The 24,300-nt window shown below is 57.8% G+C and carries 22 protein-coding genes; all 22 read right to left on the reverse strand.

The features are described from left to right. Positions 1–46: 46 nt before the first annotated feature. The 22 genes from nuoN to CHB79_RS05200 all read right to left on the reverse strand — a co-directional run bounded on the left by nuoN (position 47) and on the right by CHB79_RS05200 (position 24,293). Complete coding sequence (nuoN, locus tag CHB79_RS05095) at positions 47–1,507, reverse strand: NADH-quinone oxidoreductase subunit NuoN (protein ID WP_010483892.1); 1,461 nt, start codon at positions 1,505–1,507, stop codon at positions 47–49. Positions 1,508–1,515: 8 nt separating this feature from the next. Then, positions 1,516–3,045 carry an NADH-quinone oxidoreductase subunit M gene (nuoM, locus tag CHB79_RS05100; protein ID WP_010483894.1) on the reverse strand — a complete coding sequence of 510 codons (1,530 nt, stop codon included), beginning with the start codon at positions 3,043–3,045 and terminating at the stop codon, positions 1,516–1,518. 15 nt (positions 3,046–3,060) lie between these two features. Continuing rightward, complete coding sequence (nuoL, locus tag CHB79_RS05105) at positions 3,061–4,908, reverse strand: NADH-quinone oxidoreductase subunit L (RefSeq protein WP_089359072.1); 1,848 nt, start codon at positions 4,906–4,908, stop codon at positions 3,061–3,063. Next, on the reverse strand, positions 4,905–5,213 hold the full coding sequence (gene nuoK, locus CHB79_RS05110) for an NADH-quinone oxidoreductase subunit NuoK (protein ID WP_010483897.1): 309 nt from the start codon (positions 5,211–5,213) through the stop codon (positions 4,905–4,907). The genes nuoL and nuoK overlap by 4 nt, the downstream gene beginning before the upstream one ends. Further along, positions 5,210–5,719, reverse strand: a complete 510-nt coding sequence (nuoJ, locus tag CHB79_RS05115) for an NADH-quinone oxidoreductase subunit J (RefSeq protein WP_089359073.1) — start codon at positions 5,717–5,719, stop codon at positions 5,210–5,212. The genes nuoK and nuoJ overlap by 4 nt, the downstream gene beginning before the upstream one ends. A gap of 8 nt (positions 5,720–5,727) precedes the next feature. Next, positions 5,728–6,276 carry an NADH-quinone oxidoreductase subunit NuoI gene (gene nuoI, locus CHB79_RS05120; RefSeq protein ID WP_010483902.1) on the reverse strand — a complete coding sequence of 183 codons (549 nt, stop codon included), beginning with the start codon at positions 6,274–6,276 and terminating at the stop codon, positions 5,728–5,730. Positions 6,277–6,287: 11 nt separating this feature from the next. Further along, the gene (gene nuoH / locus CHB79_RS05125) at positions 6,288–7,280 is read right to left on the reverse strand and encodes an NADH-quinone oxidoreductase subunit NuoH (RefSeq protein ID WP_089359074.1); all 993 of its coding nucleotides are present in this window, start codon (positions 7,278–7,280) and stop codon (positions 6,288–6,290) included. After that, positions 7,277–10,006 carry an NADH-quinone oxidoreductase subunit NuoG gene (gene nuoG / locus CHB79_RS05130; protein WP_089359075.1) on the reverse strand — a complete coding sequence of 910 codons (2,730 nt, stop codon included), beginning with the start codon at positions 10,004–10,006 and terminating at the stop codon, positions 7,277–7,279. The genes nuoH and nuoG overlap by 4 nt, the downstream gene beginning before the upstream one ends. 96 nt (positions 10,007–10,102) lie before the next feature. After that, entirely contained in the window at positions 10,103–11,476 is a 1,374-nt protein-coding gene (nuoF, locus tag CHB79_RS05135) for an NADH-quinone oxidoreductase subunit NuoF (RefSeq protein WP_089359076.1), read from the reverse strand. Next, a complete protein-coding gene (nuoE, locus tag CHB79_RS05140; protein ID WP_089359077.1) occupies positions 11,473–11,967 on the reverse strand; it encodes an NADH-quinone oxidoreductase subunit NuoE in 495 nt (164 codons plus the stop codon). The genes nuoF and nuoE overlap by 4 nt, the downstream gene beginning before the upstream one ends. 2 nt (positions 11,968–11,969) lie before the next feature. Further along, complete coding sequence (gene nuoC, locus CHB79_RS05145) at positions 11,970–13,751, reverse strand: NADH-quinone oxidoreductase subunit C/D (RefSeq protein ID WP_089359078.1); 1,782 nt, start codon at positions 13,749–13,751, stop codon at positions 11,970–11,972. Between the two features lie 58 nt (positions 13,752–13,809). Further along, a complete protein-coding gene (locus CHB79_RS05150) occupies positions 13,810–14,487 on the reverse strand; it encodes a NuoB/complex I 20 kDa subunit family protein (RefSeq protein WP_010483912.1) in 678 nt (225 codons plus the stop codon). A gap of 10 nt (positions 14,488–14,497) precedes the next feature. Beyond that, complete coding sequence (locus CHB79_RS05155) at positions 14,498–14,911, reverse strand: NADH-quinone oxidoreductase subunit A (RefSeq protein ID WP_010483914.1); 414 nt, start codon at positions 14,909–14,911, stop codon at positions 14,498–14,500. Between the two features lie 293 nt (positions 14,912–15,204). Then, the gene (locus tag CHB79_RS05160) at positions 15,205–16,800 is read right to left on the reverse strand and encodes an isocitrate lyase (protein WP_010483916.1); all 1,596 of its coding nucleotides are present in this window, start codon (positions 16,798–16,800) and stop codon (positions 15,205–15,207) included. A 497-nt stretch (positions 16,801–17,297) separates the two neighbouring features. Next, complete coding sequence (locus CHB79_RS05165) at positions 17,298–18,107, reverse strand: secretin N-terminal domain-containing protein (RefSeq protein ID WP_089359079.1); 810 nt, start codon at positions 18,105–18,107, stop codon at positions 17,298–17,300. Further along, positions 18,104–18,745, reverse strand: a complete 642-nt coding sequence (locus CHB79_RS05170) for a DUF7931 domain-containing protein (protein WP_089359080.1) — start codon at positions 18,743–18,745, stop codon at positions 18,104–18,106. Before CHB79_RS05170 ends, CHB79_RS05165 begins: the two co-directional genes overlap by 4 nt. A 62-nt stretch (positions 18,746–18,807) precedes the next feature. Beyond that, complete coding sequence (locus CHB79_RS05175; protein ID WP_010483921.1) at positions 18,808–19,233, reverse strand: GNAT family N-acetyltransferase; 426 nt, start codon at positions 19,231–19,233, stop codon at positions 18,808–18,810. Continuing rightward, positions 19,226–20,392: a ribosomal protein uL16 3-hydroxylase gene (locus tag CHB79_RS05180; RefSeq protein ID WP_089359081.1), complete on the reverse strand. Its 1,167-nt coding sequence runs from the start codon at positions 20,390–20,392 to the stop codon at positions 19,226–19,228. The genes CHB79_RS05175 and CHB79_RS05180 overlap by 8 nt, the downstream gene beginning before the upstream one ends. Positions 20,393–20,469: 77 nt before the next feature. Further along, the gene (purB, locus tag CHB79_RS05185; RefSeq protein WP_010483925.1) at positions 20,470–21,840 is read right to left on the reverse strand and encodes an adenylosuccinate lyase; all 1,371 of its coding nucleotides are present in this window, start codon (positions 21,838–21,840) and stop codon (positions 20,470–20,472) included. 184 nt (positions 21,841–22,024) lie between these two features. Then, positions 22,025–22,645, reverse strand: a complete 621-nt coding sequence (gene hflD, locus CHB79_RS05190) for a high frequency lysogenization protein HflD (protein WP_089359082.1) — start codon at positions 22,643–22,645, stop codon at positions 22,025–22,027. After that, on the reverse strand, positions 22,642–23,775 hold the full coding sequence (gene mnmA / locus CHB79_RS05195; RefSeq protein ID WP_089359210.1) for a tRNA 2-thiouridine(34) synthase MnmA: 1,134 nt from the start codon (positions 23,773–23,775) through the stop codon (positions 22,642–22,644). Before mnmA ends, hflD begins: the two co-directional genes overlap by 4 nt. Positions 23,776–23,852: 77 nt before the next feature. Then, positions 23,853–24,293, reverse strand: a complete 441-nt coding sequence (locus tag CHB79_RS05200) for an NUDIX hydrolase (protein ID WP_089359083.1) — start codon at positions 24,291–24,293, stop codon at positions 23,853–23,855. Positions 24,294–24,300: the final 7 nt, after the last annotated feature.

Below are 24,300 nucleotides of genomic sequence, written 5' to 3' on the forward strand. Positions count from 1 at the left end.
AAAAATGGAGACCAAAGGGTCTCCATTTTTGTACAGCAGTACAGGCCTAGCCGATGCTGAACTTCGCCAGCAACACAAGCAACGGCTGCGGGTAAACACCGAGGAAGAATGCCAGGAAGGCAACCACCATCAGCATCACGCCGCCGGCACGCTGGCCCCAGTCGAATGGCGCATCGTGGCGATGCAGGTTTGGTTCGACAAGGAACAGGGTGACCATGACCCGCAGGTAATAGAACACGCCAATCGCGCTGCCGAGCACCAGTGCACCGAGCAGCCACCATTGCTGCGATTCGACACCGACACCGATGATGTAGAACTTGCCGATAAAGCCTGCAGTGAGCGGAATACCGGCCAGCGAGAGCATCATCACCGTAAGGACCGCTGTCAGGTAGGGGCGGCGCCAGAACAGGCCACGGTACTCGTACAGAGCGTCTGCATCGCGGCCTTTGTAGGGGGTCGACATCAGGGTGATAACACCGAAGGCGCCGAGGGTGGTCAGCACATACATGGCCAGGTAGACCGCCACCGCTTCAATCGCCAGGCCATTGCTGGCGATCAGGGCGATCAGCAAATAACCGAAGTGAGCGATGGATGAATAACCGAGCAGTCGCTTGATGTTGTTTTGCAGAAGCGCCAGCAGGTTACCGAAGAGTATCGACGCGATGGCGAGAACCGTCAGCAACTCTGTCAGCCAGCCGCCACTTGCAGCGGGCGAAACCTCGTAGAGGCGCAACAGCACGGCGAACACCGCCACCTTGCTCGCGGTAGCCAAGAAGGCTGCGACAGGAGCAGGAGCGCCCTCATAGACGTCTGCTGTCCACAGGTGGAAAGGCACCAGTGACAATTTGAAGGCCAGGCCGACCAGCATCATGCCAAAGCCGACTTCGACCAACAGGCTGGGTGCGCCACCGGCCACCGCTTGACCGATACCGGCAAAGCTCATGCTGCCAGACTCGGCATAGAGCAGCGCCATGCCGAACAAGAGGAAGGCCGAGCCTGCCGCCGAGAGCACCATATATTTAATGCCGGCTTCAAGTGAGCGCTTGTTGAAGAAGGCATAGGCGATCATCCCGTAACTTGGTACGGACAACAGTTCAAGGCCAATAAACAGCCCCGCCAGGTGCTGGGCGCTGACCAGGACCAGGCCACCAGCCGCGCTGAGCAGTATCAGCAAGTACAGCTCTTCGCGGTTTCCGGGATAGCCCTTGCCGGATTCACCGCCCAGGTAGGCATGAATCAAGGTCACGCAGGCCAGGGTCGATGCCAGCACCAGTACCATGTAGAAACAGGCGAACTTGTCCACCATCAACAGCGGTGTTACCTGTAATGGCGCAACGCTGGTGGCGGCAAACACTGAAAGCAGTGCCAGGTTCAGGCCAATGACCGAAAGGCCAAAGGTCATGGCGTGATTGCGCTTCCAGGCAATCCCCAGCATTACCGCGACAATAGTCAGGCTGGTGATCAGCAGTGGCAGCAGGGCGAGTAGATGTTGAGTCGTGAAGTCCATAAAACTGCTTACCGAGCCTGATCAAGTTGATTAAACGCGCTGCTCATCCACTGCACTACACCGTGGGTGCTGGCGGCGGAGGTGTCGAGCACCGGCTGCGGGTAAACGCCGAGCAATACCAGCAGGCCTGCAAGACCCAGAACCATGGTCAGCTCGCGTGCTTTCAAGCCGAGCAAGGGCTCATCTGATTTGCTCGGGCCAAAGTAGGCGCGGTGAATCATGATCAGCGAGTAGACCGAGCCAAACACCAGGCCGGTCGCTGCGATCGAGGTGACCCATGGGGCACCGGGGAAGCTACCAATGAGAATCAGGAACTCGCCGACGAAATTCCCCGTGCCGGGCATGCCCAATGCTGCAGCGGCAAAGAACAGGCTGATTGCCGGGAGCCAAGGCATGCGCCCCCAGATACCGCCCATTTGACGCATATCGCGGGTGCCCAGGCGCTCGTACAACTGACCGCAGAGGATGAACAATGCGGCGGCTGAAAGACCGTGGGCCATCATCTGCACCACGGCGCCTTGCATGGCGATCTCACTGCCCGAATAGATGGCGATCAGTACAAAGCCCATGTGCGAAACGCTGGAGTAGGCGATCAAGCGCTTGATATCCGTCTGGGCAAAGGACAGCAGCGCGCCGTAGATAATCGCAAATACGCCCAGATACATGGCGATCGGAGCGAATTCCGCCGATGCATTGGGAAACAACGGCAGAGAAAAGCGGATCAGGCCATAGGCCGCAGTCTTGAGCAATATACCCGCCAGGTCGACCGAGCCCGCCGTTGGCGCTTGCGCATGGGCGTCAGGCAGCCAGGAGTGAAAGGGCACCACCGGGAACTTGACCGCGAAGGCTACGAAGAAGCCGAGCATCAACAGGTATTCAGTGTGCGGGGCGAACTGGGTGCGCAACAGGTCGGCGTAGTTGAATGTCCAGTCGCCTGTCTGCTGGAAGTGGATGAATACCAGGCTCAGTATCGCGATGAGCATCACCAAGCCGCTGGCCTGGGTGTAGATGAAGAACTTGGTTGCCGCGTTGATCCGGGTCTTGCCTTCGCTGCCACTGTGTCCCCACAAGGCAATCAGGAAGTACATGGGCACCAGCATCATTTCCCAGAAGAAGAAAAACAGGAACAGGTCGACGGCGAGGAATACGCCGACCACGCCGCCGAGAATCCACATCAGGTTGAGATGGAAGAAGCCTACCCGGTTCTGGATTTCATTCCAGGAGCAGAGTACCGATAACACGCCGAGCAGACCGGTTAGCACTACCATAAGTACCGACAAGCCATCCATCGCCAGATGGATGGTGATGCCCATGCGTGGGATCCACTGCATCTTGAACTCGTGCGCCCAGACAGGATCGCCGCCCGGGGCCGGGGCAAGGGTGAAGTCACCGGTGATCCACAGCCAGAGCGCCAACACAAAGAGCGAAAGCATGGTGAACAGGGCAATCCAGCGCGGCAGCGTGTTGCTGTAGCGTTCGAATTGCCAGCACAAAAGGCCGCCAATAAAGGGGATAAGGATTAGCCAGGGCAGAATCATGACTGTCGGTTTTCCTTAATTCAGAAGCAGCAGGGCAAGCACGAGAACGGCGCCCCCGGCAATGGACATGGCATACCAGCGCAGGCCACCAGTTACGGTGCGGCTCAGCGCCAGGTGAGCGATTCGTGTGCTGCGCGGAATGATGCTGATCGTGCGATCAAAAGGATCGCGAGCCAGCAGGCGCGTAATGAGCAGGTAGGGTTTGACGAACAGCCAGTCATACAGCCAGTCGAACCCCCATGCGGCAAACCACCAGGCAGACAAGAAACGCCCAGGAGCACTGCTGGCAATGGCACTGGCAACGCGGCGCTGGCCAAGGAATAACAGCGCTGCCAGCAATATCCCGGCAATGGCGATCAGGCCCGAAGCCAGCTCCAGCCGGTGCTGTGCATCGCCACCTGCGTGGCCAACACTTTCCGGCAGCACGCCAGCCAGTGGTGGTGTGATCAGCGCGCCAATAAAGGTCGAAAGTACTATAAGCACTGTCAACGGCAGCCAATGGGCAACGCCGTGCCCGGCGTGGGCTTCGATCTTGGGTTCGCCATGGAATGTGATGAAAATCAGGCGGAAGGTGTAGATCGAGGTCAGGAATGCACCGAGCAAGCCCGCATAAAGCAGGTAGCTGTGACCGCTGGCAAAGGCTTCCCAGAGGATTTCATCCTTGGAGTAGAAGCCGGCGGTGATCAGCGGCAATGCAGCCAGCGCCGAGCCACCGACGATAAAGCTGGCGTAGGCCAGTGGCAGCTTCTTCCACAGCCCGCCCATCTTGAAGATGTTCTGTTCGTGATGGCAGGCATTGATCACCGCGCCAGAAGCCAGGAACAGCAAGGCTTTGAAGAAGGCGTGGGTCATCAGGTGGAAGATGGCCGCATCCCAGGCGCCAACGCCGAGCGCAAGGAACATATAGCCAATCTGGCTCATGGTCGAGTAGGCAAGGATGCGCTTGATATCGGTCTGCACCAGGGCCGCAAAACCGGCCAGGACCAAGGTCACGCCACCGACAATACCCACCAGTTCCAGAATCTCCGGGGTCAGCAGGAACAGGCCGTGGGTCCGCGCGATCAGGTAAACCCCGGCGGTCACCATGGTTGCGGCGTGAATCAGTGCCGAGACTGGCGTCGGGCCAGCCATTGCATCCGCCAGCCAGGTTTGCAGCGGCAGTTGCGCCGACTTGCCTACGGCACCGCCGAGCAACATCAGGGTTGCAATCCACAGCCAGCTGTCGCCAGCGGCATATTTCTGCGGCGCCAGGATCATCAGTTCCTGGATGTTCAGCGTGCCCAGATGCTGGAACAGGATAAACAGGCCAATCGCCATGAACACATCACCAATACGGGTGACGATAAAGGCTTTGAGCGCTGCATTACCGTTGGCGCGATGCTTGAAGTAGAAACCAATCAGCAGGTACGAGCACAGGCCTACGCCTTCCCAGCCGAAGTACAGGAACAGCAGGTTATCGCCCAGCACCAGAAACAGCATGCTGGTGATAAACAGGTTGGTGTAGGAGAAGAAGCGCGAATAGCCTTCTTCACCACGCATGTACCAACTGGCGAACAGGTGGATCAGAAAACCTACGCCAGTCACTACACCCAGCATGGTGATCGACAGGCCATCCAGGTACAGGGTGAAGCTTGGGTTGAAGCTTTCCACGCTCATCCACTGCCACAGCACCTGGGTGTAGACGCCGTCTGCCGGTGGATTGATATTGAACTGCAGGATGACCCAGGCAGTCGTAAGGGCGCTGAGGCCGACCGAGCCTACGCCAATCAATGCGGCGAGGTTCTCCGAGATTCGTCCGCGTGAGAACGACAGGGCAAGCCAGCCAAGCAGGGGAAACAGGCAGGTTAAAAATAATAGATTCATCCGCGCATCTCACTGGCTGCGTCGATATCGAGCGTGTTGAAGCGGCGATACAGCTGCAACAGGATGGCCAGGCCAATGCTGGCCTCGGCTGCTGCAAGAGTGATCACCAGAATGAACATCACTTGGCCATCGGGTTGGACCCAGCGGCTGCCCGCGACCACGAAGGCGAGGGCGGTGGCATTCATCATCACTTCAAGGCTCATCAGGACGAACAGGATGTTGCGTCGGACCATCAAGCCAATCAGTCCAAGGCTGAATAACAAGCCGGCCAGCGCCAGGCCATGCTCCATTGGAATTGCACTCATGGCTTCATATCCTTAGCTTCATGACGGCCCAGGTGATAGGCCGCGACCAGCGCCGCCAGCAGCAGCATGGAAGCCAGTTCGACCACCAGCAAATAGGGGCCAAACAGGCTGATGCCGACCGCTTTCGCATCGACCATCTGGGTGCCGATTACCGCGCCACTTGGGGTACTGAACAGGGCATAGAGCACCTGGGCCAGCAGTAGCGAGGACAAGATCGAAGGGCCGACCCAAATACCGGGGCTCAGCCATTTGCGCTCTTGTTCGGCGGCAACAGGGCCCAGGTTAAGCATCATCACCACGAACACGAACAAGACCATGATCGCACCCGCGTAGACGATGATCTCCAACGCACCGGCGAACGGTGCGCCAAGGGCAAAGAAGGTCATGGCGACCGCCAGTAACGAGACGATCAGGTACAACAGGGCATGCACTGGGTTGGTGCCGGTGATAACCCTGAATGTGGCGGCTACGGCAATACCCGCAGCGAAATAGAAGGCGAATTCCATATGCGTCCTTACGGGAGCAGGCTTTTCACATTGATCGGTTCGGCTTCATTCTGCGCGGCGCCCTTGGGCTTACCGGCGATGGCCATACCGGCAACGCGATAGAAGTTGTAGTCAGGGTTCTTGCCGGGGCCGGAAATCAGCAGGTCTTCTTTTTCATAGACCAGGTCCTGGCGCTTGAACTCACCCATCTCAAAGTCGGGCGTCAACTGGATAGCGGTGGTTGGGCAGGCTTCTTCGCATAAACCACAAAAGATGCAGCGTGAGAAGTTGATCCGGAAAAAGTCCGGATACCAGCGCCCATCTTCGGTTTCAGCCTTTTGCAGCGAGATGCAGCCAACGGGGCAAGCGACTGCACAGAGGTTGCAGGCCACACAGCGCTCTTCGCCATCAGGGTCGCGGGTCAACACGATCCGGCCACGGTAGCGCGGCGGCAGGTAAACCTCCTCTTCAGGATATTGCAGGGTGTCGCGTTTGCGGAAGCCGTGGCTGAACACCATCACCATGCTGCGAAGCTGGGTGTAGGTGCCGTAAACGACGTCCTTGATATAAGTGAACATGCAAAAACTCCTTACTGGGCCGAGGCCAGCACTAATGCGCCGGTCACCAGCAGGTTGATCAGGGTCAGCGGCAGGCAGAACTTCCAGCTGAATGCCATGACTTGGTCATATCGAGGGCGCGGAATAGACGCGCGCAGCAAGATGAAAATCATGATGAAGAAGCAGGTCTTGAGCGCAAACCAGATAAAGGGAATCTGTGGCAGCAGCCCAAACGGCCCATGCCAGCCGCCAAAGAACAGGGTGACCAGCAGCGCCGAGACGGTGACTATGGCGATGTATTCACCAACGAAGAACATGCCCCATTTCATACCGGCGTATTCAATATGGTAGCCGTCGGCCAGTTCTTGCTCTGCTTCTGGCTGATCGAAAGGATGACGGTGGGTCACCGCGATCGCAGCTATGAAGAAGGTACAGAAACCGAAGAACTGCGGAATGATGAACCACAGATGCTGGGCCTGATATTCAACGATATCGCGCATGTTGAACGAGCCGACCTGCGCCACTACGCCCATCAGGGCCAGGGCCAGGAATACCTCGTACGACACGGTTTGCGCCGATGCGCGCAGCGCGCCGAGCAGGGCGAACTTGTTGTTACTCGACCAGCCCGCAAAAAGCACGGCATAGACCGACAGACCGGCCATGGCGAAGAAGAACAGGATGCCGATATTGAGGTCAGCGACCCCCCAATTCGGGCTGATCGGGATAATCGCAAAGGCCAGCAACATCGCGGCAAAGGCGATCATCGGTGCCAGGGTGAAAATGAATTTGTCGGCGAAGGGCGGCGTCCAGTCCTCCTTGAAGAACATCTTGAGCATGTCCGCAACGATCTGGAACATACCAAATGGGCCGACACGATTCGGACCATAACGGTCTTGCCACCAACCGAGCAGACGACGCTCGATAAAGCTCAGCAAGGCACCGGCAATGACTACAACCAGGAGAATGACCACGGCCTTGAGCACCGCAATCAGCATGTCCATCAGTTCAGGCGTGAGCCAACTCATTGCGCGGCCTCCTGCAGATTGCTGATGCTGGCGCCGGCAATAATGGCCGGAATACCGCTTAGGCCAACCGGCAGGCCGGCAAGACCAATCGCCAACTCTTCAGTTATCCGCACCGGCAGGCGCAGGGTTTGGCCATTGATGCTGAAGCTGACCAGGGCGCCATCATTGATGGCCAACTGATCGGCATGTTCCTTGGCCAATGCAATGTAGGCCGCAGGGATGCGCTGCTGGATAGGCTCGGCCATTGCCGAGGTTTCATCGCTGCCGAACAGGTGATGCAGCGGCACAGCCTGCAAGGTGCCTTGCGCCGGGTTGAATGCAGCGGTTGGTGCAAACCATGGCAACGCCTGGCCCTTGGCCTCGATCAAGCGAACGCCCGGGTCACCGGCGCGAATATGGCCGCCGACTTCATCCTGAAACTTGTTCCAGGCCTGTGGCGAGTTCCAGCCTGGCGACCAGGCAAATGGAACTTGCTGGCGATCTTCCTTGCTGCCTGAATAGCCTTCCATCGAGTAGGCAAAGGCGGTGTCTTTATCTTGTGGCTGGCGCGGCTCATGCACGCTGATATTGGCGCGCATCGCCGTGCGGCCGCTGTAGCGCAGTGGTTCACGGGCCAGTTTCAGGCCTTTGATGCGGAACGAGGCGTTTGGCGCTGCCTCGGTGATGGCAGACAATTGCGGGCTGCTTGCCGCGCAGGCTGCCGTTACTTGGTCGAGCTGGGTCCAATCGACTGGCTGGCCCTGACGTGTGGCGAGCAGGGCGTGTAGCCAGCGCCAGCTTTCGCGAACCAGAATCTTGTCGTCGTAATAGCTTGGTTCAAAGACCTGGAAGAAACGCTGGGCGCGTCCTTCGCTGCTCACCAGGGTGCCATCGGCTTCGGCGAAGCTGGCTGCCGACAGCACGAGATGCGCCTTGGCAACCGTTGGCGTGTGCTGGTGATCGGCAACGATAATGGTTTTAGCGGCTGCAAGGGCAGCGTCCACGCTGGCGGTATCGGCGCGGCGGTAGAGATCATTCTCCAGCACCACAAGTGCATCAGCCTCGCCAGTGGTCAGGGCGTTGAGCGCGGCATCGACCGTCTTGGTCGCGAAGTCGTCACCCATCAGCAATGCTAGGCCGAGGCTGTTGGCTTCGGCTACGACCATGCTGATCGAGGCGTTTTTCTCACGGTTTTTCAGGGCGCTGGCAATATTGGCCGCAGCTTCGAGCAAAGCCTTGTTGCCCAAGGACGTACCCGCAACCAACAGCGGACGCTTGGCATTGAGCAAGGCATCGGCAATCTGTTGCACCAACTCGGCGGCTTCAGCCTCAAGGCCGGCTACGGCGGGTGCGGCTGGATCGATGGCATGGGCCACGGCAAAGCCAATACGGGCCAGGTCATCGGGGGCGGCGTGTACGCATTGCTCGGCGATATCGTCGAGGCGGGTGGCGGTCACGCTGGCAATAAACAGTGGGTTGATTGCATCCTGGGCGACGTTTTGCACCGCTGCCATGTGCCAGTCCTGGATTTTCATCGAGGCGGCAATCTCAGTGGCCTTGCCCTTGACCGACTGGCGTAGGGCCAGGGCCAGGCGAGCCGCGGTTTGAGTGAGGTCTTCACCCAGTACGAATACGGCGTCGTGGCTTTCCACATCGCGCAGGTTGGCCACCGGAAGCGGGCCGTTTTGCATGATGTCGAGCACCATGGCGATGTGGGCCTGTTCGGCTGCGGCAATGCCAGAGTAGAAGTTCTCGGCACCGACCAATTCGCGTAGCGCGTAGTTGCTCTCCAGGCTGGCGCGTGGTGAGCCAATCCCCACGACCCGTTTGCCCTTGAGCAATGCGGCGCCCTGGTCCAGTGCCGAGTCGATGCCCATTTTCATCTTGCTGAGCATCATCATCGGCTGGCGCGGGCGGTCTTTGCGATTGACATAGCCGTAGCCGAAGCGGCCGCGGTCGCAAAGGAAATACTGGTTAACCGAGCCGTTGAAGCGGTTTTCGATACGACGGATTTCACCGTAGCGTTCGCCTGGGCTGGTGTTGCAGCCGCTGGCACAGCCATGGCAAATGCTCGGCGAGAACTGCATGTCCCACTTACGGCTGTAGCGCTCGGAGTGGGTTTTATCGGTGAAGACGCCGGTCGGGCAGACCTCGGTAAGGTTGCCGGAGAACTCGCTTTCAAGGGTGCCGTCTTCAACGCGACCGAAGTAAACGTTGTCATGGGCGCCGTATACGCCAAGGTCGGTGCCGCCTGCGTAGTCCTTGTAATAGCGAACGCAGCGATAGCAGGCGATGCAGCGGTTCATCTCGTGGGCGATGAACGGGCCGAGCTCCTGATTCTGGTGCGTGCGCTTGCTGAAACGATAGCGCCGTGCATTGTGACCGGTCATGACGGTCATGTCCTGCAGGTGACAATGACCGCCTTCCTCGCACACTGGGCAGTCATGCGGGTGGTTGGTCATCAGCCATTCAACGACGCTGGCGCGAAACTGCTTGGCTTCTTCATCGTCAATGGAGATCCAGCTGTTGTCGGTCGCAGGTGTCATGCAGGACATGACCAGGCGTCCGCGCTTGTCGTTCTCATCGCTGTATTGCTTGACCGCACACTGGCGGCACGCACCGACGCTACCAAGAGCGGGGTGCCAGCAGAAATAGGGAATGTCGAGTCCCAGGGACAGACAGGCCTGTAGCAGGTTGTCCGCACCATCGACTTCAAAATCGTTGCCGTCTACGTGGATAGTGGCCATGGTTGAGGTTTCTTCTTCCCCGCCGAAGCGGGCTTGGCTAATGGAAAACGGTTTGCTCCGTGGCCAGTTTGACCTGGCCGCCAGAGCCTGAAATCGTTACGCGGGGACGAATTGCCCCGTCGTTGCCGGAGCAGTCGAGCTGCAAACACCTGCCTCGAACTCTTCGCGGAAATACTTGATTGCGCTACCCAGCGGCTCAACCGCGCCCGGTGCGTGAGCACAGAAGGTCTTGCCCGGGCCGAGGAAGTTCACAAGGCCCAGCAAGGTCTCAATGTCTTCACGGGTGCCTTGGCCGCGCTCCAGTGCGCGCAGGATTTTTACGCTCCAGGGCAAGCCATCGCGGCAAGGCGTGCACCAGCCGCATGACTCGCGGGCGAAAAATTCTTCCATGTTGCGCAGCAAGGACACCATGTTGACCGAGTCATCCACCGCCAGCGCCAGGCCGGTGCCCATCCGCGTGCCGACCTTGGCGATGCCCGCTGCATACATGGGCGCATCGAGATGTTCGGGGAGCAAAAAGCCGGTGCCAGCGCCGCCAGGTTGCCAGGCTTTCAGGGTGAAGCCATCACGCATGCCGCCAGCGTAGTCTTCGAACAGCTCACGGGCGGGCACGCCGAATGGCAGCTCCCAAAGGCCAGGGTTCCTGACCTTGCCGGAAAAGCCCATGAGTTTTGTACCCATGTCTTCGGAGCCTGGGCGGGCCAGGGTTTTGTACCAGTCAACGCCGTGGTCGATAATCGACGGTACGTTGCACAGGGTTTCAACGTTGTTGACGCAGGTTGGCTTGCCCCAGACCCCGACAGCCGCAGGGAAGGGCGGCTTGGCGCGCGGGTTGGCCCGACGGCCTTCGAGCGAGTTGATCAGCGCGGTTTCTTCACCGCAGATATAACGACCGGCGCCGGTATGCACGATCAACTCGAAATCAAAGCCGCTGCCGAGGATGTTCTTGCCCAGCAGGCCAGCGGCCTTGGCTTCGGCAATTGCACGATTGAGGTTGGTGGCGGCGTCGACGTATTCGCCACGCAAGAAGATGTAGCCGCGATAGGCCTTGAGGGCACGGGCACTGATGAGCATGCCTTCAACCAACAGGTGTGGCAGTTGCTCCATCAACATCCGGTCTTTCCAGGTGTTGGGCTCCATTTCATCGGCATTGCACAGCAGGTAGCGGATATTCAGCGATTCATCCGCTGGCATCAGCCCCCACTTCACGCCGGTTGGGAAGCCTGCACCGCCACGGCCTTTGAGGCCGGCATCCTTGACCTGCTGCACTATATCGGCCTGGGCCATCTCGCTCAGCGCCTTGCGGGCGGCGCTGTAGCCATTCTTGCCTTGGTACTCTTCAAGCCAGACCGGTTGGCCGTCATCGCGCAGGCGCCAGGTCAATGGATGGGTTTCTTCGCTGCGCTTGATCAGGTTGGCCGGGCCAATGGAGGTCAGCACCTCGGTACTGCGACTGAATTGGTTGCTCATGAGTAGGCCTCCAGCATGCTGGCAACACAGTCGGGCTGGACATTGCCAAAGGTGTCGTCATCAACCATGACTGCAGGGGCTTTGTCACAGTTGCCCAGGCAGCACACCGGGAGCAGGGTGAAGCGACCGTCTGCGGTGGTTTGCCCTGGCTCGATGCCAAGCTGATCCTTGATACTGGCCAGGACATTTTCATGGCCGCCGACAAAGCAGGTCATGCTGTCGCACACGCGGATGATGTGGCGACCCACTGGCTGGCGGAAGATCTGGCTGTAGAAGGTAGCCACGCCTTCTACGTCACTGGCGGGAATGCCCAGCACCTGGCCAATGGCTTCGCTGGCGCCATCAGGCACCCAGCCACGCTGCTTTTGCACGATCTTCAAGGCTTCGATGGAGGCCGCGCGTGGGTCTTCGTAGTGATGCATTTCGTGTTCGATAGCTGAGCGTTCGGCGTCGCTAAGGGCAAAACGGTCAGTCTGAATAAGGGTATTCATAATCAACGGTCCACGTCAGCCATAACGAAATCGATACTGCCCAGGTAGGCAATCAAGTCTGCAACCATGCTGCCGCGAATCACCGGAGGGATCTGCTGCAGGTGCGCGAAGCTTGGCGTACGAATGCGCGTGCGATAACTCATGGTGCCGCCATCACTGGTCAGGTAATAGCTGTTGATGCCCTTGGTTGCCTCGATCATCTGGAACGACTCGTTGGCGGGCATGACCGGGCCCCACGAGACTTGCAGGAAGTGCGTGATCAGGGTTTCGATATCACGCAGCGTGCGCTCTTTCGGTGGCGGCGTGGTCAGTGGATGGTCTGCCTTGTACGGGCCTTCCGGCATATTGCGCAGGCATTGATCGATGATCCGAATACTCTGGCGCATTTCTTCCACGCGAACCATGCAGCGATCGTAGGCATCACCATTGTTGGCCAGCGGTACTTCAAAGTCGAAGTGTTCGTAGCCCGAGTAGGGCCGTGCTTTGCGCAGGTCGAAATCCAGGCCGGTCGAACGCAGGCCAGCACCGGTAACGCCCCATTCCAGGGCTTCCCTGGTGTTGTACTGGGCGACTCCAATGGTGCGACCACGCAGGATGCTGTTCTGTAGCGCGGCCTTTTCATATTCGTCGAGACGCTTTGGCAGCCAGTCGACAAACTCCTTGACCAGTTTGTCCCAGCCGCGCGGCAGGTCATGGGCAACACCGCCAATGCGATACCAGGCCGGGTGCAGGCGGAAGCCAGTGATGGCTTCGATGACCTTGTAGGCCCGTTGGCGGTCAGTGAAGGTGAAGAACACCGGGGTCATTGCCCCTACGTCCTGGATATAGGTACCTAGGAACAGCAGGTGGCTGGTGATGCGGAAGAACTCGGCCATCATCACCCGGATAAAATCAACCCGATCCGGGACCTTGATCCCCGCCAGTTTTTCCACCGAGAGTACATACGGAAGGTTGTTCATCACGCCGCCGAGGTAATCGATACGGTCGGTGTAGGGGATGAAGCTGTGCCAGCTCTGGCGTTCGGCCATCTTCTCGGCGCCACGGTGGTGGTAGCCAATCTCGGGGACGCAGTCAACGATCTCCTCGCCGTCAAGCTGCAGGATAATGCGGAATGCCCCGTGTGCGGAGGGGTGGTTGGGGCCCAGATTGAGGAACATGAAGTCTTCATGGGCGCCGCCGCGCTGCATGCCCCAGTCTTCCGGGCGAAAACGTGCAGCTTCTTCTTCGTGTTGCTGTTTGGCCAGTGTCAGGCTGAATGGGTCGAACTCAGTGGCCCGTGCGGGATAGTCTTTGCGCAGCGGGTGGCCTTCCCAGGTGGGCGGCATCATGATCCGCGTCAGGTGAGGGTGACCAGTAAAGTGGATGCCGTACAGGTCCCAGACTTCGCGCTCATACCAGTTGGCGTTCGGCCAGATGCTGGTGATGCTGGGCAGGTTTAGGTCGCCTTCAGACAGGGCCACCTTGATCATCACGTCGTTGTTACGCTCTATCGACATCAGGTGATAGAACACGGTGAAGTCGGCGTCTGGCAAGCCACGACGCTGGGTGCGCAGGCGCTCATCGACGCCGTGGAGGTCATACAGCATGACGTACGGGCGCGGCAGGTTGCGCAAAAACGTAAGGATATTGGTCAGCTGTTCACGGGCAACCCACAGCACTGGCATGCCTGTGCGAGTGGTTTGTACGGTGAAGGCCTCAGCGCCAAATTTTGCGCTCAACTCGCCAATGACACTATGGTCATCTGGCGTATAGGGCGCGATGGACAGAACGCTATTAGCTGTCATGGTCTCAGTCACTAATCAGGGTACGGCATCGGTAAGCAGGCTTCTTGATGAGCCTGGCTTATACATCGTCGGGGCTGCGCAGGTTGGTCACAGCAATTCGCTCGGCGCGGCGCTGTTCTTTTTGCGAAGGCATGTCAGCGCGATAAACGCCCTGATCGCCGACGACCCAAGACAGCGGACGACGCTCCTGGCCAATTGACTCCTGAAGGAGCATCAGACCTTGAAGGAATGCTTCTGGACGAGGCGGGCAGCCGGGGATGTAGACATCCACGGGCAGGAACTTGTCCACGCCTTGAACCACCGAGTAGATATCGTACATGCCGCCTGAATTAGCACATGAACCCATGGAAATAACCCATTTGGGCTCAAGCATCTGTTCGTACAGGCGTTGAATGACCGGTGCCATCTTGATGAAGCAGGTACCGGCGATGACCATGAAGTCGGCCTGGCGGGGAGATGCACGGATAACTTCCGCACCAAATCGCGCAACGTCGTGAGGGGCGGTAAAAGCCGTGGTCATTTCTACATAGCAGCAGGATAGCCCGAAGTTATAGGGCCAAAGGGAGTTCTTGCGACCCCAGTTGACGGCACCACTCAAGACGTCTTCGAGCTTGCCCATGTAGATGTTCTTGTGGACCTGATCGTCCAGCAAGGGATCGGCTACGGTCTCCCGCTCGCCGACCGGATACTGCTCGTTAGGCGCATCCGGATCGATCCGTGTAAGGTTGTATTGCATCGCCAAAGCCTCATTGTTTTAGCTTCGCCTGTCGATCGCGACGGCTCTGCGGTGCCCAATCGAGCGCACCGATTCGCCATAGGTAGACAAGACCTGCCAACAGAATTGCTATAAAGACTGTAGCTTCGATGAGTCCCGCCCAACCGCTTTCGCGTACGGAGACTGACCAAGCAAAAAGATAGAGGGCTTCAACGTCGAAGATCACGAAGAGCATCGCGACCAAATAAAACTTTGCCGAGAGGCGCAGGCGTGCGGTGCCGGTTGGCAGCATACCCGATTCGAAAGGTTCGTTTTTACTGCGTCCCCAGGCTTTGCTGCCGAGCAAGCTGGATAGACCGAGCATAAAGGCGATAAGGGCGAAAACGCCGAGGATGAATACAGCAAACGCCCAGTTTTGGGAAAAATTGGAGACTGGGTCTGACATGCTATTCGTACCTCGTAACCGAAGACTTTAGTTACATTTTTATTCGGGGTGAATCTTGCCACATCGGCCAATTCAATACTAGGCAAGTATGACTATTTGCGCCAAATTGTATCCAAAACAAACAGCGCAGGTTTATTTATACGCGCCATATTAAGTCGAACTCTGCACGGATTCAAATAAGCTGACCATTTGATCAGTTTTTTATGGCTCTGTTTGCCTGCCCAATAAAAAAAGCCCGGTAGTTGTGCCGGGCTTTATCACGCATTAACAGCCGTGGATTGAACTGGTTCGACTTAGCTGAACTGGTTCATGGTGTTGTCTTTACCGCCAGCCTTCAGAGCCGCTTCGCCAGCGAAGTACTCTTTATGGTTGTCACCGATGTCGGAGCCAGCCATGTTCTGGTGCTTGACGCAGGCGATGCCTTGGCGCAGCTCTTCACGCTGGACGCCTTTAACGTAGGCCAGCATGCCCTGGTCTGCGAAGTAGCCTTTTGCCAGGTTGTCGGTAGACAGTGCAGCAGTGTGGTAAGTCGGCAGGGTGATCAGGTGGTGGAAGATACCGGCCTGAGCTGAACCATCACGCTGGAAGGTGCGGATCTTCTCGTCAGCAACCTGAGCCAGCTCAGTGTTGTCGTACTCGATGCTCATCAGCTTGGCGCGGTCGTATGCAGACACGTCCTTGCCTTGCTCGACGAATGCATCGAACACTTGCTGACGGAAGTTCAGTGTCCAGTTGAACGATGGGCTGTTGTTGTAAACCAGCTTGGCGTTCGGGATCACGTCGCGGATGCGGTTGACCATGGCTGCGATCTGGCCAACGTGTGGCTTCTCGGTTTCGATCCAGAGCATGTCGGCGCCGTTCTGCAGTGACGTGATGCAGTCCAGTACGCAGCGATCTTCGCCTGTGCCCTTGCGGAACTGGAACAGGTTGCTTGGCAGGCGCTTAGGACGCAGCAGTTTGCCGCCGCGGTTGATCACAACGTCGCCATTGCCCAGGTCGGCAGCCGAAACTTCTTCGCAATCCAGGAACGAGTTGTACTGGTCGCCCAGGTCGCCCGGAGTCTTGGTCACTGCGATCTGCTTGGTCAGGCCTGCACCCAGGGAGTCGGTACGGGCAACGATTACACCGTCGTCAATACCCAGCTCGAGGAAGGCGTAGCGAACAGCGTTGATCTTGGCCAGGAAGTCTTCGTGCGGAACAGTTACCTTGCCGTCTTGGTGGCCGCACTGCTTCTCATCGGAAACCTGGTTTTCGATCTGGATGCAGCACGCGCCTGCTTCGATCATGCGCTTGGCCAGCAGGTAGGTGGCTTCAGGGTTGCCGAAGCCTGCATCGATGTCGGCAATGATTGGTACTACGTGGGTTTCGTAGTTGTCGATCTTGTCCTGGATTTCAGCGGCCTTGGCCTTGTCGCCAGCTTCGCGAGCGTTATCCAGATCGGTGAACAGCAGGTCAAGCTCACGGGCGTCGGCTTGACGCAGGAAGGTGTACAGCTCTTCGATCAGGCCGGATACTGCGGTTTTTTCGTGCATCGACTGGTCAGGCAGTGGGCCGAAGTCGGAACGCAGTGCAGCAACCATCCAGCCCGACAGGTAGAGGTAGCGCTTGTTGGTGGTTTTGAGGTGCTTTTTGATCGAAATCAGCTTCTGCTGACCGATAAAACCATGCCAGCAACCCAGCGACTGGGTGTAGACCGAGCTGTCAGCATCGTACTCGGCCATGTCTTTGCGCATGATGGCGGCAGTGTACTTGGCGATATCAAGACCGGTTTTGAAGCGGTTCTGAGCGCGCATGCGAGCAACGGACTCAGGGTTGATAGCGCTCCAGCTGTTGCCGGCGGCTTCTTTAAGGGCCGCAACGGCTTTGATGTCGTTTTGATAAGCTGACATGGTCAATCCTTCAAAGTATGTGTTTGGTTGAGCACCGCTTTCCCGCTCGGCAACTGTAGTAGACAGATGCCAGCAGCGGGGGCTCACAACAGATAAGGAGAAAGTGACTAAATACGGAGTTGGATCAGAGGTGGGGATGTCGACCAGTGATATGACGCCAGTATCTGCTCATGAGCGGGTCATTTTTCGCCGTTTGACTCGTGGATGTCTCAGGCGATGCAGTGTCTGTTACGGTCATGCCGGTTGAAAGCGCTTCCCCGTCCCTCAGGACAACTTCGTTCCAGTCGCAATCTCGTCGATCTGCCTTGTGGGCTTTTACAACACGGGTTGTTCGGGCGGTAAGCCTGAACAACCCGGAAGCTCTTTCCAGAGCCCCTGATTAGCGGGAGCGAGGCCATAATGCATCGCTGCCAGGCGTTCGTCAAACGTTTTGTAGTGGTTTTTCATCACTACTACATAATTATCTGGATGACCGGCAAGTCAGTACCGGTCAGGCATTAATCGACTACATCGACCTTGACGCGCAGGGTCATATCTTCCCTGCCTTGGGTCGAGCGCCGTTGCAGGAAATCACTGTCTTGGCTCTGGTTTTGTTCGTTGACACCGCCGACGGTAATCCATTGGCCGACAGGTCCGCTGACCCGTGTGTCAGTGTTTTGCAGGTCAATCACATCGGGGCGGCTTTGGCTGACTCGATCACGATTGCTGCTAAGGGAGATATGCACCTGGTCGCCAGTCAGGCTGGCAGTAACGTAGAAGCCGCGCGTGACATTGCGGTATTCGGTGTTGCTGTACACCTGGCCGTAAGGGCCGGTGCCGGTTGAGGTCAGTGGCACGCTCTGGCCGACCTGTATAAGTGCGGGATAGCCTTCATTGGTTTGCACCTGTTGCACGCCGCCGCCACGACTATTGGTGCTGCGATTGATGATCCGCACCTGGTCGCGACCATTGATCTCGCCACGGCCGACTACCACCTCGCCATTACCCGCGCTAATAGTGCCATTGGTGCTGTAGCCACGGTTGCTTTGTACATTTGAGTCGCTGGTGTCGACGCTGATCAACAGGCGGCGTGGCTTGGTATCGAGCTGCTCAAGCAGGCTGCGGACTTCGGCAATTTTCTCGGTTGAACTGTTGATGATCAGCTTGTTGCCGTAGGGCGTGACCTTGCCTTCACTGCCCAGGGTCGATTGAATGACCGGCAGTATTTCACCGGCCGTGCGGAAGTTCAGGTCAATCACTTGGGTCTCTGCCATTAGCGTTTGGCTAATGCAGAGCAGGGCGGCCAACAGCAGGGGGCGCGCAGTCATAACAAAAAGCTCCGCAGGTCAGGATCGGTAATGCTGGTCTCCCAGGCTTGGTTGAAGTGCGCTTGGCGCAGTCGAACCCGGCCCGCATCTTGATAGCTTGCATAACCGGAAAACTGATCAGCTTCGGGTCGCAACAGCAAGCCACGGTCGTCAGCCAGAAGGTAGCCGATATCTTCGATTGGATAATCAGGGTTTAGTTTACGAATCAATAAGTTACTGGATAAACGTCGAGACAGGCTAATAAGCCGGTTACCGTCTCTGATGGCAAAGCTCAGGTCTTTGACCAGGATCCGCAGGCGATTTCTGGAGCTGGCCAGCAGGAAGTCGGTGCAGGCTTGCTGCACGCTGCTGTGATGATAAAGCCATGGTTCGAGATCCTGGCTATAAATGCACAGGCTGCGTCTGGCTTGCTGCAGCAGGGCAAGTGCATGGGCGCGAGCCTGCTCCTGGTTGCCGAAACGCTCAAGCTGATCATGTTCGCCGAGCCGGAAGGCTGCAGGCTCGGGGTTTTGGCTGGCGGCAACTAAAGGCTCTGGATTGTGCACGGAAAAAAGCCCCGGCGATTCAAACTCGATAACAGGAAGCTCATCGGCTTGCTGTTCGTCGAGGGCGTCGCTCGGGGCTGATTCATTGACCATCGTGACCTCGGAAACCTGTCTGGACAGCGGCTGGAAGACTAACCGCTGTGCTGGTCGGTCTCTTAGTCGCTGTTGCGCACCATATCGACATGAGGAATACCGGCTTCAAGGTATTCTTCGCTGATAATATTAAAGCCTAGCCTTTCATAAAACGCGCTGGCATGCACCTGGGCGCTGAGCATTTGGCGGCGCAGTCCACGTTTTTCGGCCTCGGCGATTGCTGCTTCCATCAGTGCATCGCCGACTTTCAGGCCGCGCCAATCCTTGAGTACCGAGACACGGCCGATATGGCCGTCGTCCAGCAGGCGAGCGGTGCCAACTGGATAATCACCTTCGCAGGCCAGAAAGTGCGAGGCCTGGGCGTCTTCGGAGTCCCACTCAAGTTCCGGCGCAACGGACTGTTCGGCAATAAACACTGCTTCACGAATACGCCGGATATCGGCATTGTCCTTGCTCCAGTCGGCCAGCCGGACGCTGATTTTATTCATCTGCAAACTCCAGGCTGCCTTGCTTGATCAGTTCCAGAACCAGAAGGCGACCTTCATCATCCGCCAGCCATCGGCCCAGGTTTTCGATGTGCAGGGCATCGGCGGAGCAGATCAACTTGAGCATTTCGCGCAGGTTGGCCGGTAGCATGCGGCTGTGACCACTGGCAAAGAGCACCAGGCCGTCGCCCACTTCGGACCAGGCCATGCGCGCGCTTGGATTGCGTACGATAATGGCGCCAGCTTCTATATGGTCAAGGAACTGCTCTTCGTCGATTTCGATTCCATTGACCAGCTCCGGATAGCGTGGCTCGGTCATGAATTGTCCAAACCAGGTCATCAGCAGGCGCTCATCGCCCATGTGCTGGTTGAGTAGCGCCTTGAGGCGGTCTAGCGAGTCGTGCTGAATCTGATGGGGGTCGCTGGTGGGTTGCGCATCAGCGTCGCTGTAGCGTTCTTCCTCTGGCAGGAACTGGCTTAAAAAGTCAGTGAAATGGGTGAGTACTTCGGCGGCGCTAGGCGCGCGGAAGCCTACGGAATACGTCATACAATCATCCTCAGCGGTACCACAGTGAGCCAGGAGCGGCGGCAGGTACAGCATGTCGCCAGGCTCGAGAACCCATTCTTCAGTGTGTGCAAATTCAGCAAGGATCTTTAGATCCGAGTGTTCGAGTAACGGGCTGCTGGAATCGCACATCTGGCCAACCTGCCAGCGGCGCTTGCCATAACCCTGGAGCAAGAAAACGTCGTAGTTGTCAAAGTGCGGGCCGACACCGCCGCCGGGTGCAGCAAAGCTGACCATGACGTCGTCGATGCGCCATTTTGGCAAGAACTTGAAGCCTTCCATCAGTTCAGCGACTTCCGGGACGAACTGGTCAACGGCCTGGACCAGCAGGGTCCAGTCCTTTTCCGGCAATTGACTGAAGCCATCTTCCGCAAATGGGCCACGGCGCAGTTCCCAGGGGCGCTCGCCATGCTCGATGACCAGGCGCGACTCGACTTCTTCTTCGAGGGCCAGGCCAGCAAGTTCGTCTGGCGAGATCGGGCTTTCAAAGTCCGGGATTGCCTGGCGCACCAGCAAGGGTTTCTTTTGCCAGTAGTCGCGCAGGAATTCGCGAGGAGTCAAGCCGCCCAGCAATTGCAGTGGATTATCAGGATTCATCGCTAAGCCTTTGAAATTAATGTTTAGCCTTAAATAAAAACGCCCGGCACTGCCGGGCGTTTAAACGGCTGGGTTGCTTAGATGCGCTTGGCCTGGGCGACCGCGTTGCCAATGTAGCTGGCCGGGGTGAGCTGCTTGAGCTCGGCCTTGGCTTCGGTTGGCATATCCAGGCCGTCGATGAAGTCCATCAGGGCTTCGGGGGTGATGCCCTTGCCACGCGTCAGCTCCTTGAGCTTTTCGTATGGGTTTTCGATGGCGTAGCGGCGCATCACGGTCTGGATTGGCTCAGCCAATACTTCCCAGCATGCGTCCAGATCGGCAGCAATGCGCTGGGTGTTGAGCTCCAGCTTGCTGATGCCCTTGAGGCTGGCTTCATAGGCAATAACGCTGTGAGCAAAGCCAACACCGAGGTTGCGCAGTACGGTGGAGTCAGTCAGGTCGCGCTGCCAGCGTGAGATTGGCAACTTGCTAGCCAAGTGCTGGAGCAGGGCGTTGGCGATGCCAAGGTTGCCTTCCGAGTTTTCAAAGTCGATCGGGTTGACCTTGTGCGGCATGGTCGAGGAGCCGATTTCGCCTGCGATGGTCTTCTGCTTGAAGTAACCAAGCGAGATGTAGCCCCAGATGTCGCGGTCGAAGTCGATCAGAATGGTGTTGAAGCGGGCGGTCGCGTCAAACAGTTCTGCGATGTAGTCATGCGGTTCGATCTGCGTGGTGTAGGGGTTCCACTGCAGGCCCAGGTCGCCTTCGATAAACTCACGGGCGTTGGCTTCCCAGTCAATATCGGCGTAGGCCGACAGGTGGGCATTGTAGTTGCCCACGGCGCCATTGATCTTGCCCAGCAGCGGTACTGCTGCAACCTGGGTGATCTGGCGCTCGAGGCGGTAAACCACATTGGCCAGTTCTTTGCCCAGGGTTGTTGGCGATGCCGGTTGGCCGTGGGTGCGCGAGAGCATCGGCACGTCAGCAAAGCGGATCGCCAGTTCGCGGATGGCACCGGCAATCTGGCGCATCAGCGGCAGCAATACAGTGTCGCGACCTTCACGCAGCATTAATGCATGCGAAAGGTTGTTGATGTCTTCCGAGGTGCAGGCGAAGTGGATGAACTCACTGACCTTGTCCAGCTCGGGCAGCTTTGCAGCTTGCTCTTTGAGCAGGTACTCGACGGCTTTGACGTCGTGGTTGGTGGTGCGTTCGATCTCTTTGACCCGTTGGGCGTGCTCTTCGGCAAAGTTTTCTGCCAGTTCGTTGAGCACAGCCTGGGCCTGGGCTGAAAATGGCGCCACTTCAGGCACGCCTGGATGGGCGGCGAGGCGCTGGAGCCAGCGTACTTCAACCATTACACGGAAGCGGATCAGGCCATATTCGCTGAAAATAGGGCGCAGAGCGCTGGTTTTGCCGGCATAGCGGCCATCAACGGGGGAAACCGCGGTGAGCGAGGAAAGCTGCATAAGAAGGCGTTCTCGGACAGTCGGGCATTGAAAAGGGCGCATATCATACATGAAAACAAGCGAGTTTCCGCATTCGGTGATGGCCGTTCAGCGGTAGCTGTCTTCGTAATCCATGCACATGATTGCAGGCAATTGCTGCGAAATTACTGAATCGTATTTAAATCAACAGGCTGCGGCGGATATCTCATCCACGCAACATGGCATATAACTCGGTGAGCAATTTTTTCCGACCAAAAACCAATTGCCAGCGGTGACCGCCCAGCTGACGCCAAAGCCGTGCTGAGCGAATACCGGTCAGCAGCAGGGCGCGGATTTTGGCCGCATTGTCACTTTGCTGCAAATGACGCATATCGCCTTGCACCTGGATGCGCTGACGGAAGGTGCTGATGGTGTCTTGATAGAGCGACCCGCAGTTGGCTATGACGTTCTGGTGGGTGATGCCAAAGTGCTCGACTTGTTGCTGGATCTGGTCGAGGCGGCTGCCCATGATCTGCAGCAGGTCGTCGCGCTTGGCAAACTGGCGCTCGAGGTTAAGCAGGGCCAGTGCATAGCGCAGTGGCTCACGCTGCAGGCTTGCAGGGTCGCGCTCCAGAGAGCTGATCAATGCACGATAGCCGTCGCGCAGGTTGAGATCATCACCGCCGTAGACTTCAAGGGTCGAGTCCGGGTTGCGCACCAGCAGGCTGCCGATCAGGCAGGCTGTGACCGCTTCGCTGCACTGGCCTGTACGGGCGAGTTTGTCGACCTGCACGGCTGCTTCAAATACAGCGCCAAGGGCGATAAGTTGCTCTTGAGTCTGGTTCATCGACGCATATCCTTGCTGCTCCAGGGTTCTGCGACTTCGATGACGCCACCACCGAGGCAGATTTCACCGTTATAAAACACCACGGATTGGCCTGGGGTGACAGCGCGTTGCGGCATGGCGAAGGTTGCCCGGTAGCCGCTGGCGGTTTTTTCCAGTGTGCAGTGCTGGTCGCCCTGGCGATAGCGAACCTTGGCGGTCAGCTCAAGGGGTTGGCTCAGGTCGACCGGGTTGACCCAGTAAATGTCAGAGGCGAGCAGGGCGCTGGAAAATAACCATGGATGATCATTGCCCTGGCCAACCATCAGCACATTGCGCTCCAGGTCTTTTTGCAGCACATACCAAGGCTCGTCGCTGGCGTCCTTCAGGCCGCCAATGCCCAGGCCTTGGCGCTGGCCAATGGTGTGGTACATAAGGCCGTGGTGACGGCCGATGACTTCGCCTTCGGTGGTTTCGATATCTCCCGGCTGCGCGGGGAGGTACTGCTTGAGGAAGTCGCTGAAGCGCCGCTCGCCGATAAAGCAGATGCCGGTCGAGTCTTTCTTCTTGGCCGTGGCAAGCTGGTATTTCTCGGCAATTTCACGAACCTGTGGTTTTTCAAGTTCGCCCACCGGGAACAGGGTCTTGGCGATTTGCTCGCCACCGACAGCGTGCAGGAAGTAGCTTTGATCCTTGTTCGGGTCGAGGCCCTTGAGCAGCTCTGTACGGCCATCAATGTCGCGGCGGCGCACGTAGTGGCCCGTGGCAATAAGGTCGGCGCCGAGCATCAGGGCGTAATCGAGAAAGGCTTTGAACTTGATCTCGCGATTACACAGGATATCCGGGTTGGGGGTGCGACCGGCTTTGTATTCAGCCAGAAAGTGCTCGAATACATTGTCCCAGTATTCGGCGGCAAAGTTGGCAGTGTGCAGCTTGATGCCTATCTTGTCGCAAACAGCTTGGGCGTCGGCCAGGTCATCCATGGCCGTGCAATATTCAGTGCCATCGTCTTCGTCCCAGTTCTTCATGAACAAGCCTTCGACCTGGTAACCCTGTTCAAGCAGGAGCAGGGCGGACACAGACGAGTCGACGCCGCCGGACATGCCGACGATTACGCGGGTTGTGGCTGGGTCGTGAAGCGGTGTCGTTTGCATGGCGGTATCTGGCATGAAGCTCAAAAGGACGCGATTCTAGCAGGATGCGCCGCTGGCGGCGACGGTTGAGGTTCTACTCAGTCGCGAAGCAGGCTCAGGGAAAACCGCTCGCCAGCGATGTAGTCGTCAATGCAGCGCAATACCAGCTCGCTACGCCAGCGTTCGGGTTGTGCGGCCAGTTCGTCGCGAGTCAGCCATTGTGGGCCAATGATTCCGTCATCCAGGGCAAGCTCAGTGTGATGGGCGATGGGCTTGGCGGCAAAGCATACGCGTTGATAGGTCACGCCATTGCTCGGTGCCGTATAGAGGTAAATGCCGGTTACGGCCGTCAGTTCGACTTCCCAGCCGGTTTCCTCGAGTGTTTCGCGCAGCGCCGCCTGGCCAATGGTTTCATTGGCTTCAAGGTGACCTGCAGGCTGATTGAATACCTGGCGGCCTTCGGCGTGCTCCTCGACCAGTAGGAAGCGACCGTTGTCTTCGACAACAGTCGCAACGGTGATATGCGGTTGCCAGCTCATGTTCTGA

Origin of the sequence: Pseudomonas segetis (genome assembly GCF_900188155.1) — a bacterium.
Taxonomy (GTDB): Bacteria; Pseudomonadota; Gammaproteobacteria; order Pseudomonadales; family Pseudomonadaceae; genus Aquipseudomonas; species Aquipseudomonas segetis.

Bases quoted from the DNA above. Each gene is read 5' to 3' on its own strand.
- nuoN (WP_010483892.1), bottom strand. From the start codon at position 1,507: ATGGACTTCACGACTCAACATCTACTCGCCCTGCTGCCACTGCTGATC.
- nuoM (WP_010483894.1), bottom strand. From the start codon at position 3,045: ATGATTCTGCCCTGGCTAATCCTTATCCCCTTTATTGGCGGCCTTTTG.
- nuoL (WP_089359072.1), bottom strand. From the start codon at position 4,908: ATGAATCTATTATTTTTAACCTGCCTGTTTCCCCTGCTTGGCTGGCTT.
- nuoK (WP_010483897.1), bottom strand. From the start codon at position 5,213: ATGAGTGCAATTCCAATGGAGCATGGCCTGGCGCTGGCCGGCTTGTTA.
- nuoJ (WP_089359073.1), bottom strand. From the start codon at position 5,719: ATGGAATTCGCCTTCTATTTCGCTGCGGGTATTGCCGTAGCCGCCACA.
- nuoI (WP_010483902.1), bottom strand. From the start codon at position 6,276: ATGTTCACTTATATCAAGGACGTCGTTTACGGCACCTACACCCAGCTT.
- nuoH (WP_089359074.1), bottom strand. From the start codon at position 7,280: ATGAGTTGGCTCACGCCTGAACTGATGGACATGCTGATTGCGGTGCTC.
- nuoG (WP_089359075.1), bottom strand. From the start codon at position 10,006: ATGGCCACTATCCACGTAGACGGCAACGATTTTGAAGTCGATGGTGCG.
- nuoF (WP_089359076.1), bottom strand. From the start codon at position 11,476: ATGAGCAACCAATTCAGTCGCAGTACCGAGGTGCTGACCTCCATTGGC.
- nuoE (WP_089359077.1), bottom strand. From the start codon at position 11,967: ATGAATACCCTTATTCAGACTGACCGTTTTGCCCTTAGCGACGCCGAA.
- nuoC (WP_089359078.1), bottom strand. From the start codon at position 13,751: ATGACAGCTAATAGCGTTCTGTCCATCGCGCCCTATACGCCAGATGAC.
- CHB79_RS05150 (WP_010483912.1), bottom strand. From the start codon at position 14,487: ATGCAATACAACCTTACACGGATCGATCCGGATGCGCCTAACGAGCAG.
- CHB79_RS05155 (WP_010483914.1), bottom strand. From the start codon at position 14,911: ATGTCAGACCCAGTCTCCAATTTTTCCCAAAACTGGGCGTTTGCTGTA.
- CHB79_RS05160 (WP_010483916.1), bottom strand. From the start codon at position 16,800: ATGTCAGCTTATCAAAACGACATCAAAGCCGTTGCGGCCCTTAAAGAA.
- CHB79_RS05165 (WP_089359079.1), bottom strand. From the start codon at position 18,107: ATGACTGCGCGCCCCCTGCTGTTGGCCGCCCTGCTCTGCATTAGCCAA.
- CHB79_RS05170 (WP_089359080.1), bottom strand. From the start codon at position 18,745: ATGGTCAATGAATCAGCCCCGAGCGACGCCCTCGACGAACAGCAAGCC.
- CHB79_RS05175 (WP_010483921.1), bottom strand. From the start codon at position 19,233: ATGAATAAAATCAGCGTCCGGCTGGCCGACTGGAGCAAGGACAATGCC.
- CHB79_RS05180 (WP_089359081.1), bottom strand. From the start codon at position 20,392: ATGAATCCTGATAATCCACTGCAATTGCTGGGCGGCTTGACTCCTCGC.
- purB (WP_010483925.1), bottom strand. From the start codon at position 21,840: ATGCAGCTTTCCTCGCTCACCGCGGTTTCCCCCGTTGATGGCCGCTAT.
- hflD (WP_089359082.1), bottom strand. From the start codon at position 22,645: ATGAACCAGACTCAAGAGCAACTTATCGCCCTTGGCGCTGTATTTGAA.
- mnmA (WP_089359210.1), bottom strand. From the start codon at position 23,775: ATGCAAACGACACCGCTTCACGACCCAGCCACAACCCGCGTAATCGTC.
- CHB79_RS05200 (WP_089359083.1), bottom strand. From the start codon at position 24,293: ATGAGCTGGCAACCGCATATCACCGTTGCGACTGTTGTCGAAGACAAC.